Origin of the sequence: Streptomyces sp. NPDC059957 (assembly GCF_042730015.1) — a bacterium.
Lineage (GTDB): Bacteria > Actinomycetota > Actinomycetes > Streptomycetales > Streptomycetaceae > Streptomyces.
Genome location: NZ_JBHWMB010000007.1, coordinates 142363 through 152897 on the forward strand (window position 1 = coordinate 142363; position 10535 = coordinate 152897).

Genomic DNA, 10535 nt, shown 5'->3' on the forward strand with positions numbered 1-10535 from the left:
GGGAGTCGCAGGGCCTCGTAGCGGTCCCAGACGTCGGTGTAGCGGGTGTGCAGCGGGCACAGGGCGAGACGGACGGCCGCCCGGCCCGGCCGGATCCCCCGGGGGGCCGGCCAGGATGCGGAGAGCAGCCGGGCGATCCGCCGCAGTCGGCGGGTCTTGCCCCGGAGGGCGGCGGCGTGCTCGCCGCGGGGGCGGCGGGCGGCCTCGCAGACCGGACCGCCGCACGCGGTCCGGTCCGGGTCCAGCGTGTCCGTCGGTTCAGCGATCGGAGGCGTCCACAGGTCGAGGACCTCGAGGTCCCGACGGGACAGTCCGGGCTGCCGCTCGCAGGCGGCGCGGCGCATGGCGGGTCAGTGCCCCATGCCGATGCCGCCGCTCACCGGCACGACGGCGCCGGTGACGAAGGCGGCCTCGTCGCTCGCCAGGAAGCGCACGACCCCGGCGACCTCCTCCGCCGTGCCGGAGCGCTTGAGCGGGGTGTTCGCGAGGAGCTCGGCGCGCCGCTTGTCGGTGACGTGCTCGATCATCTCGGTCTCGATGAGGCCGGGGGTCACCACGTTGGCCGTGATGTTGCGGCCGCCCAGCTCCCAGGCCAGGGACCGGGCCAGACCCACCAACGCGCTCTTGGAGGCGGCGTAGTTGGTCTGGCCGGGCGAGCCCAGCGTGCCCATGACCGAGGACATGAAGATCAGCCGGCCCCACCGCTTGCGCAGCATGCCGCCGGTGGCGTGCTTGGCCAGCCGGAAGGCGCCCATGACGTTGGTGTCGAGGACGTCGTGGAAGTCCTCTTCCTTCATCATCGGCAGGAGTCCGTCGCGGGTGATGCCCGCGTTGGCGACGAGCACCTGGATCGGGCCGTAGTGGTCCTCCGCCTCGGCCACGGCCCGCTTGACGGACTCGTCGTCGGTGACGTCGCACCGTACGCCGAACAGCCCGGCCGGGGCCTCGCCGGTGCGGTGGGTGACCACGACCTGGTCGCCCGCCTCCTGGAAGGCGCGGGCCACGGCGAGGCCGATCCCGCGGTTGCCTCCGCTGATCAGAACGGTGCGGCTCATGTCGAAATCCTCTCGGGGGTGGGTGGAACGCCCGGCCCGGCGTGCGGGAGCCCGCAGGCCGTCCGCACCGCGCGGATGGCGTCCTCGGTGTCGGTGAAGTGGAGTCCGTGCCAGCCGGCCCGGACGGCTCCCGCGCAGTTCTCGGCCAGGTCGTCGGCGAGCAGGCTCTGTTCCGCGGGGATCCCGGAGCGGCGCACGGCGAGGTCGAAGACGGCCCGGTCGGGTTTGCGGCAGCCGGACTCGAAGGACATGACGAGATCGTCGAAGTCCTGGGGCGGCACCATCAGGCGCCAGTACGGGTCCCAGCCCGGCGGCATGTTGGACAGCAGGCCGATGTGGATGCCCGCTGCCCGCAGCCGGCGCAGTTCGTCGATCCAGGGCTGGTTGACCCGGCGGTCGGCGAACCAGCGCTCGGCGAAGCCGGACATGTCGGCGCGGACACCGAACAGGTCGCTCAGGGCGGCCTCCACCTGCCGTCCCCATTCCTCCTCGGTGAGCAGCGGGGTGTCGAGGACCTCCATCGAGCCGGCGCCGTGCGCGTGCCCGACCGCCCGCATGGCGGCGTGCAGCATGGGTGGCCGCAGGCCGCCGGCCCGCTCGCAGAAGGACTCGACCGCCCACGGCAGCGGCGGGGTGAGCACGCCGCGGAAGTCGGTCCACACGGCGCGGATGACCGGGGCACTCGAGGGAGTGGGCGACGGGGTGGCCGACGCGGTGGATTCGCCCGTCAACAGACCGCTCCCGCCGGGGATTCGGACGCCACGTCCTCCTGGAGACGTACCGTGGCGGTGGCCACCGTGCGCCCGGACTGCTCGAAGACGACGTCGAGGACGTCCGTACCGGCGGCCGGCATCCTGGAGCTGAGCACGACGGGCGCGTCCAGTTCGGCGAAGGCGAGGAACGCCGCCTCCACGCCGAGCACATGGGTGCGCTCGAGCCCGCGGCCGCGCCAGTAGGCGGCCAGCATGCCGAGCTGGCGTGCGCCTTCGAGCAGGGTCATGGCCGGGTAGTGGTCGTACTCGTGGTCGAACAGGCTGCGGTTGCCGAAGTCGGGGACCAGGTGGGCCGTCAGCAGCCCGTCGACGAAGGCGGGCGAACCGAGGACCACGTTGGCGCGCGAGGCCCGGCCGACCTGCTCGGGAGCGATGGCCCGGAACCGGTCGGGCACCGGGACCTCGCGGGTGGAGGGTGCGACCCCGCCCCGCTGGTAGGCGCGCAGCGCGGCGTACTCGTCCTTGGTCATCGCGCTGACCTGCATGGAGGCGACGCCCACGGGCCTGTCGTTGAAGGTCAGTTGCTGGCTGACGGAGACCTTGCGGACCCGGTCGGACTTCATGCGGACGGACGGGTACTCCGTGAGCAGCCGCAGCTCGCCCGGGGTGTCGCCGAGGCGCAGTGGCTCGGGGTCCGTCAGCTGCACGGACACCTCGTTGACCATGAAGGAGGTGTCCATGGGGATGTCGAGGAAGGTGTGGGCCGCGCACACGGCGGCCTGGCGGGAGGCCTCCAGGACGAGCAGGACGTCGGTGACGGCCGGGCTCTGGACGTGGTCGTTGTAGTAGCCGTGCGAGAGCGGGGTCTGGGCTCCGGCGAGGTAGGCGGATTCCGCGACCTGGCGGGCGTCGGTGACGAAGACCTCGGCCACGGCGGTGCGGTGCACGAGGTGGCGGTCGACGGTGTGGGCGAAGCGTATGTGGAGGGCCGGTTCGGCTTCGAAATCGGCCGGGGCGGTCTCGGTCATGGTGAGGGCTCTTTCGTGCGTTCGTGGAGCGACACGGACGGGTCGGCGGGGCGGCGGGGCGGCGGGGCGGCGGCGGACGCGCAGCGAGGCCGTCAGCGGCGGACGCGCAGCGAGGCGGCCGCGGCGACGGCTCCGGCCCCGAGGACCAGGCCCGTGGCGGCGAGGGTGGCGGTGTCCGGGTGGATCAGCGCCTGGCCGCGCAGCGCCTGCCAGGTGACCACGGCCATCAGTCCGGCCCAGACGGAGCCGAGGACGATCACCAGCCGGGTCGCCACCGCCTCGTCGGCGAGGCGCGGTACGGACTCCTCCGCTACGGCGGCCCGCGCTACGGAGCCCTGCGCCACGGAGCCCTGCGCTACGGAGCCCCGCGCTACGGCGCCCCGCGCCTCCGAGCCCTGCTCCCCCGCCCCCCGCGAGCCGCGCCGCCGCCGCCGGCGGCCGGCCGCGCCGAGGAGCAGTGCGGCGGCGGGCAGCACCTGCAGGGCGTGGATGCCGATGAAGTGCGGGATGCGCAGGTCCCCGCCCTCGGTGCTCCAGTTGGTCAGGGGCATGCCGGGACCGCCGTCGGCAACGCCGACGTTGTGCGCGCCGACGAGGGTGGGCAGGCCGGCGTCGAGGGCCTGCTGCTGCTCCGGGGTCGGCGGGTTCATGAGCATGCCCAGCGCCATGCCCACCACGGCGAGGGCGAGTCCGAGGCGGATGGCCCAGCGCAGCGGGCGGGGGTGCGAGCCGTCCCGGGCCACCAGCACCGCGGCCACGAGGTTGGACGTCCACAGCACGATCACGGCGACCGTCATGCTGTTCATGAAGGCGGTGTCGACCGGGGTCGTCTGGTTGAAGTGGCTGTACGTCCCCCGCCACGCCTGGACCGAGATGATCACCGCTTCGGCGAGCGAGCTGAGGGCGATCATCGTTCCGGCCCACCAGGCGGTCCTGGGGAACCTCCGGATGCGCGGAATCAGCCAGGCCAGGGTGGCGCCGTAGACGGCGAGCGAGAAGGCGAAGTGCAGCGGCTTGAGCCAGATCGGCGCGCCCGCCAGGAGCCGGTCGTCGGCGGCCAGGCCGATCAGCGTGGCCAGCGCGAGGAGGCCCATCGCGGCGGAGAACACGGCCAGGGGCCCGTGGAGGGCACGCCGGGCGGCGGGCCGCGGGGTCCCGGTGGCGCCGGACGGGCCGGACACCCGGCAGGCACCGTCCGTACCCGGCGCACCGCCCGTACCCGGTGCACCGCCCGCACCGGCATCGCCGCGCGGATCCGTGGACGCGCTTTCGCTGATTACTGAGGACGAGGACATGGAATTCCTTTTCTTCGCCACACCCGATCGGGGGGCGTGTCACGGAATTCAGCATGGGCATAGCCCGGGGGCTCCTCAACGCCTTTGCCACCAAGGAGCAGTGCCACTGCCTCCAAAGTGACATCGGGGGGTACACCGCTGCTGCCACTTGCGGTCCGGCGCCCGGCACCTTGGGGGCAAAACCCTGTCGGCAGCCGATTCGGCCTGCCAGATTCCTTTCCGTAGCCGGCGGCAATCGTCGGCACTGGAGGGGAGTTCACCATGTCGAATAGCACGGTCGCGCTGTCGTCGGAAGAGATCCTGGCCCGCGTCCAGGTCATCGTCGCCGACGAGCTGGAGCTCGACGGGGATCCCAAGGACCTGGACCCCACGGCCCACTTCGTCGAGGACTACGACGCCGACTCGCTCGCGCTGATCCAGATCCTGGCCCGCATCGACAAGGAGCTGGGCATCTCGGTGCCGGTCGACCAGGCCGAGAAGCTGACCGACCTCGCCACCCTGGCCGGGCACGTCAGCGCACTGGCCGAGGCGGCTCCGCGTGCCTGACCCCACCACGCGCCGCGTGGTGGTCACCGGGCTCGGCGCGGTGAGCAGTCTCGGCATGAGCGCCGAGGCCCTCGCCACGTCGGTCCGGGAGGGCCGCAGCGGCATCTCTGCGATCCGTTCCTTCGACACCACCGGCTTCCCCGGCGTGATGGCGGGCGAGGTCCACGACTTCGATCCCCGCGCCGCACTGCGCACGCTCGACACCGAGCGCTGGGGCCGTTCCAGCCTGCTCGCCGCGGCCGCCGCGGCCCAGGCCGTGGAGGACGCCGGGCTGGACCGTGCCGAGCTGGCCAGGGCCCGCTCCGGCTCCGCCATGGGCACCACCAGCGGCGAGGCTCCGGCCGTGGACCGGCTCACCCAGGAGTGGGTGCGCGGCGGCCTGAAGAGCCTGTCCCCGCACCTGGTCTCCCAGGTTCCCGCGGGCCGGATCGCGGCCGCCGTCAACACCGAACTCGGCCTGACCGGCGAGGCGCAGACCCTGCCCACCGCCTGCTCGGCCAGCAACTACGCCATCGGGTACGCGGCCGATCTGGTCCGCACCGGCGAGGCCGACTACATGATCGCGGGCGGCGCCGACTCGGTGAACCGCTATACCCACGCGGGGTTCCTGCGCCTGGGCGCCCTCGCCGAGGAGGTCTGCCGGCCGTTCGACAAGGACCGCACCGGCATCCTGACCGCCGAGGGCGGCGTGGCCCTGCTACTGGAGCCGCTGGAGCGGGCCGTGGCGCGGGGCGCGACGATCTACGCGGAGGTGCTCGGCTACGGGCTCAGCTGCGATGCCAAGCACATGGTGCACCCGGACTCCGGCAGCATCGCCGAGTGCATCCGCAGGGCGCACCGCAACGCGGGCATCACCCCGGACCAGGTCGACTACATCAGCGCCCACGGCACCGGTACGCCGACCAACGACGTCACCGAAGTCGCCGCGATCCGCGAGGCCTTCGGCGACCGGCTGCCGCCGGTCAGCTCCGTGAAGTCGATGCTCGGCCACACCATGGGCGCGGCCAGCGGCTTCGGCGCGCTGATCTGCTGCAAGGCGATCCAGCAGGGCTTCCTGCCGCCCACCGCGAACCTGCGGGAGACGGACCCGGCGCTCGGCCCCGGCCTGGACCCGGTGCCGAACACGGCCCGGCCCGCCGAGGTGCGCATCGCGCAGAACCACGGCTTCGCCTTCGGCGGCAACAACGCCATCACCATTCTGGGGAAAGTGTCATGACGACCACTCTCGCGGCGGCGCACGCACAGCCGCTGACCGTGCCCGGGCCCGACCTCTCGGACCTGCCGGCCGTACGGCCCCTGGCGGTCACGGCCCACGGTGTCGTCTCCCCCGCGGGCATCGGGCTCGACGCGCTCGGCGAGGCGCTGCGCGGGACCCGCGCGGCGTGCGCGGACGTGGACCAGCTCCCGCTCGGCGAGGCGGCGTCCGACGGCATGCCCGGCCCGGTGCGGGTGGTACCGGAGTTCAAGATCGCCGATTACGTCGGCCGCAAGGGCACCCGGCACCTGGACCGCACGACCGCGCTGGGCCTGGCGGCCACGGCCGTACTGCGTTCCGCGTCGGCCGGGCTGGACGAGGACCCCCGCTGGGCCACCACCGGGGTCGTGCTCGGCAGCACCTCGGGCAGTGTGCGCAGCAGCAGCGAGTTCGCCCTGGACACCCACGTCCAGGAGCGCCCGTACCTGGTCAACGCGGCCGCGTTCCCGAACACCGTGATGAACTCGGTCACCGGCCAGGTCGCCATCTGGCACGGCCTGCGGGGCATCAACGCGACGCTGTCGGGCGGCACCACGGCCTCGCTGGCCGCCTTCCGGTACGCACGCAACGCGCTCGCCCAGGGCCACGCCGACCGGCTCCTGGTCGGCGGTGTCGAGGAACTGTGCCCGCAGACCGCCTGGGGATGGACGGCGACGGGCGGCCTGACCGGCGACGCGCCGGTCGGCGAGGGCTGCGCCGTGTTCGCCGTCGAGGACCTCGAGGCCGCTCGGGAGTCGGGGGCGCGGGTGCTCGCCGAAATCCTCGCCGTCGAGACCGCGTTCGCACCCGAAGGCGTACGTCCGGGCCTCGCGGGAGCCCTCACCGGCTGCATCGCGCGCGCCCTGGCGCGCAGCGGTGTGCAGGCCGGCGAGGTCGGTCTGGTCGCCCTGGGCGCCACCGGGCTGGCGGGGCTCGAGGGAGCTGAACGGCGCGGTGTGCAGAGGGCGCTGGGCGGACCCGGGGCCGCGGAACTTCGGGTCAAGGACGTGACCGGAGAGGCGTACAGCGCCAACGGTGCCCTGCAGCTGGCCGCGGTGCTCGCCCACTGGCAGGGAACGCCGGCCGGTGCCGGCCGGGTCGCCCTGATCACCGGCGTCGGGCACGACGGCAACGTCGCCTGCCTGGTCGTCCGGGACGGAGCCGGGCGATGACGGACACGGCCACGGGCGTGCTCGTCGTCGGCGCCGGGCCGGCCGGGCTCACCGCCGCCACCGGCCTGCTCCAGCAGGGCGTCGCGGTCCGCGTGATCGACAAGGCGGAGCGGCCCAACCCGCACGCCAAGGCGATCACCTTGTGGCCGCGCGCCCTGGAGGCCCTGCACCGGCTGGGCGCCGCCGAGGAGATCCTCGACCGGGGCCTGGCGCTGCACGCGCAGAACTACCACTCGGGCGGCAAGCAGGTGGCCCGGCTGACCTTCCGCAAGGTCGGCGACACCCGGTTCCCCTTCGCGGTGGCGCTGCCCCAGCAGCAGACGGAGGAGGCGCTGCGCCACCGGTTCGAGGAGCTGGGCGGGCGCATCGAGTTCGGTGTCCGGCTGGCCTCGCTGAGCCAGGACGCCGGGGGCGTCACCGCCGGGGTGCGGCTCGGCGAGGAGGCCTCGGAGATCCGCGCGGGCTGGGTGATCGGCGCCGACGGCGCGCACAGCGCCGTCCGTTCGTCGATCGGCGTCGGCTACGAGGGCGAGACGTACCCGCAGCAGTTCCTGCTGTCCGACGGGCCGTGCGAGACCTCGCTCGCCCCGGACGAGGCCCACTACTTCATGACCGCCAAGGGCGTGCTCGTCGTGGTCGGCATGCCCGGCGGGAACTTCCGGGTGTTCACCAGCCTCGCTCCCGATGCCGCCGTCTCCGAGGACGTGCGCTCCGAGGTGCAGCAGGCGGCCTCCGAGCGCTGCCCGGTGCCGATCGAGCTCACCGGGGAGCACCGCACCGGTGTCTTCCGGGTGCACCGCAAGGTCGCCGACCGGTTCCGCACGGACCGGGTGCTGCTGATCGGCGACGCCGCGCACATCCACAGTCCGGCCGGCGGGCAGGGCCTCAACACCGGGATCGAGGACGGCGCGACGCTCGCGTGGCGACTGGCCTCGGTGGTCCGCGACGAGGCCCCGCTCCGGACCCTGGACCGCTGGGAGGACGAGCGGCGCGCGGTCGCCCGGAGCGTCCTGGACGACACCGACCTGCAGACCAGGCTGTGGATGATGAAGGGCTGGAAGCGGAACGTGCGCGACCTGGCCCTGCGGGCCTTCGAGCGCACCGGCGTCCTCGACCGGTTCGTCACCCCCCGCCAGACGCAGCTGTCGCTGGTGCACGCCGGCGCCCGCCGCGGGGCCGGACGGCTGCGCGAGGGAGCCCGGCTGCCGGACGTCCGCCTGGCCGCCACCCGGCCGCTCGACGGGGTGGCCGGGGAGCGGCTGCACGACCTGCTGCCCGGCGACCGGCCGCTGCTGCTCGTCCTGGCCGCCGACCAGCGCGACGCGGAGCGCACCGCCGAGGCCGCCGAGGCCGCCGCCGCGCTGGCCGGTCCCGGCCACCGCACGGTCCTCGTCTCCACCGTTCCCTCCCCCCGGGACCGGTCCGCCCCACCCGTACTCGCCGACCCGGTCGGAGCCCTGCACGCCTCGCTCGGCGTACGGGGTCCCACCGTCTGCCTGGTCCGGCCCGACGCGGTGGTCTCCACGGTCGGCCCGCTGGCCGACCTGCGCCTCATCCGCGACATCGTGGCCGCCGCGCCGCGCTCGCACCCCGACCCGTACGGGCATCCGGATCCGTCCGCCGTACGGGACCCCCTCGCGGAGCTCGCGTAGCCGACCCGGCTCGCGTGGCTCGCGCCGCTCATCTGGCCGCTCATCCGAAGGAGCCCGTTCCCATGACCACCCCCGACGCCCGGCCTGCCGCCGGGAATCGCCCGGGACTCACCCTGCTCGTGGTGTGTCTCGGCGTACTGATCGTGCCGCTCGGCGTCAGTGGCACACCGGTCGCCCTCCCCGACATCGGGCGCGAACTCGGCGGCAGCCTGGCCTCCCTGCAGTGGGTGGTCAACGCCTACAACGTCATGGCCGCCAGCCTGATGATGGTCGCGGGTTCGCTGTCCGACAAGCTGGGCCGCAAGAAGATGTTCGCCTTCGGCACCGGGCTGTACGCGGCCTCGCTGATCGCGACCGTGCTGGCGCCCAGCGTCCTCGTGATCGACATCGCCCGCGGTCTCGCCGGTGTCGGCGCCGCCGCGCTGATGACCTCGGCGACCGCGATCGTGGCCACCACCTTCGACGGAGCCGCCCGCGCCAAGGCGTTCGCCGTGGCCGGTACGACGCTCGGTGCCGGTCTGGCACTCGGCCCGACGACCAGCGGCCTGCTGGTGGGCACGTTCGGCTGGAAGTCCGTGTTCTACGTGCACCTCGCGCTCGTGGTGCTCTCGATGCTGGGGCTGCCGTTCCTCAAGGACTCCCGCAACCCTGATGCCGGACGCATCGACTGGGCGGGCACCGTGACGTTCAGCCTGGCTCTCGTGCTGTTCACCCTCGGCGTCATTCAGGGCCCCCAGGACGGCTGGGGCAGCGCGGTCGTGCTCGGGCTGTTCGCGGGCGCCGTGGTGCTGATCGCGGTCTTCGCCGCGGTGGAACGGCGCAGCCCGGCCCCCATGTTCGACCTGTCGCTGTTCAAGGAGCGCCGCTTCTTCGCGGTGAACCTGCTGAACGTCGCCTTCTCCTTCGGCTTCATCGGCCTGCTGCTGGTGCTGCCCGCCTACCTGATCGGCGCCAACGGCGCGGGCAGCGAGGCGGCCGGCCTGACCATGCTGCTGCTGACCGGACCGGTGCTGGTCTGCCCGCTGATCGGCGGCAAGATGGTCGCCGCCGGTGTGCAGATGCGCGTGGTGCTGGGGCTCGGGCTGCTGCTGATCGCGGTGGGCTGCGGCTGGCTGACGGTCGCTCACCCCGGCATCGGCGTGCTCGGGCTCGCCGGCCCGCTGCTGGTGGCCGGAGTCGGCGTGGGCCTGATCATGGGCGTCCTGGACGGCGCGGCCGTCAGTACGGTGCCGCCGGCGCGGGCCGGTATGGCGGCGGGCATGTTCAACACCATCCGCCTCGCCGCCGAGGCGATCGCGGCCGTGGTGATGGTCGCGGCCCTGGCCTCCGTGGTCCGCTCCCGGATCTCCGACGGGCTCTTCGCGTACATCGGCGGGCAGGACTCGCCCGCCACGGTCGCCGACCAGGTGGCCAGCGGCGGCGCGGCCGACGTGCTGGGCGACGCGCCCGCCGGGCTGCGGGACTCCTTCCTGGAGTTCCTCTCCCAGGGGCACACCGACGCGCTGCGCGTCGTGCTGTGGGCCTCGGCCGCGCTGTGCGCGATCACGGCGCCGGTCGTCTACCTCATGTTCGCCGAGCGGGGCGCCGCCCAGGCCTCCCCGGCCGGGCAGTCCGACGAGGCGTACGGGGCTCGCGAGCAGACCCTCGTCGAGAGCTGAGCCGTCCGTCCGCCGGGCCCGCCCGGCGGACGGCACCTGGTCCGCCGGGTCCCCGGGTGCGCGTCGCGCACCCCGGGGCCCCGCGGGGTTCTTCTTCCCCCCGACCAGCCCCCCCTCCCCCACACACCCAACACCCCCCACGGTCTCCCCCGGTTTCCCAGCGCCTCCCCCCCCCAAAACAC

The 10535-nt window shown here is 73.8% G+C and carries 9 protein-coding genes; 5 read left to right on the plus strand and 4 right to left on the minus strand.

Annotated features, from left to right (window positions below):
* Window positions 1–350: 350 nt before the first annotated feature.
* From fabG to ACFWBW_RS07380, 4 genes are all read right to left on the minus strand, one after another.
* Window positions 351–1055, minus strand: a complete 705-nt coding sequence (gene fabG, locus ACFWBW_RS07365) for a 3-oxoacyl-ACP reductase FabG (RefSeq protein WP_385369246.1) — start codon at window positions 1053–1055, stop codon at window positions 351–353.
* Window positions 1052–1786, minus strand: coding sequence for an HAD family hydrolase (locus tag ACFWBW_RS07370; protein WP_385369248.1), 735 nt, complete (start codon window positions 1784–1786; stop codon window positions 1052–1054). Before ACFWBW_RS07370 ends, fabG begins: the two co-directional genes overlap by 4 nt.
* Window positions 1783–2796 (minus strand): AfsA-related hotdog domain-containing protein, encoded by a 1014-nt coding sequence (locus ACFWBW_RS07375; protein ID WP_385369250.1) that lies wholly within the window; start codon window positions 2794–2796, stop codon window positions 1783–1785. The genes ACFWBW_RS07370 and ACFWBW_RS07375 overlap by 4 nt, the downstream gene beginning before the upstream one ends.
* 92 nt (window positions 2797–2888) lie before the next feature.
* The gene (locus ACFWBW_RS07380; protein WP_385369252.1) at window positions 2889–4091 is read right to left on the minus strand and encodes a hypothetical protein; all 1203 of its coding nucleotides are present in this window, start codon (window positions 4089–4091) and stop codon (window positions 2889–2891) included.
* Window positions 4092–4352: 261 nt separating this feature from the next.
* Here ACFWBW_RS07380 and ACFWBW_RS07385 point away from each other — a divergent pair, with 261 nt between their 5' ends.
* The 5 genes from ACFWBW_RS07385 to ACFWBW_RS07405 all read left to right on the plus strand — a co-directional run bounded on the left by ACFWBW_RS07385 (window position 4353) and on the right by ACFWBW_RS07405 (window position 10353).
* Entirely contained in the window at window positions 4353–4637 is a 285-nt protein-coding gene (locus ACFWBW_RS07385; protein WP_385369254.1) for an acyl carrier protein, read from the plus strand.
* Window positions 4638–4692: 55 nt separating this feature from the next.
* On the plus strand, window positions 4693–5853 hold the full coding sequence (locus tag ACFWBW_RS07390) for a beta-ketoacyl-[acyl-carrier-protein] synthase family protein (protein ID WP_385369360.1): 1161 nt from the start codon (window positions 4693–4695) through the stop codon (window positions 5851–5853).
* Entirely contained in the window at window positions 5850–7043 is a 1194-nt protein-coding gene (locus tag ACFWBW_RS07395; RefSeq protein WP_385369256.1) for a beta-ketoacyl synthase N-terminal-like domain-containing protein, read from the plus strand. The genes ACFWBW_RS07390 and ACFWBW_RS07395 overlap by 4 nt, the downstream gene beginning before the upstream one ends.
* Window positions 7040–8695, plus strand: coding sequence for an FAD-dependent monooxygenase (locus ACFWBW_RS07400; RefSeq protein WP_385369258.1), 1656 nt, complete (start codon window positions 7040–7042; stop codon window positions 8693–8695). Before ACFWBW_RS07395 ends, ACFWBW_RS07400 begins: the two co-directional genes overlap by 4 nt.
* A 62-nt stretch (window positions 8696–8757) precedes the next feature.
* Entirely contained in the window at window positions 8758–10353 is a 1596-nt protein-coding gene (locus ACFWBW_RS07405; protein ID WP_385369260.1) for an MFS transporter, read from the plus strand.
* Window positions 10354–10535: the final 182 nt, after the last annotated feature.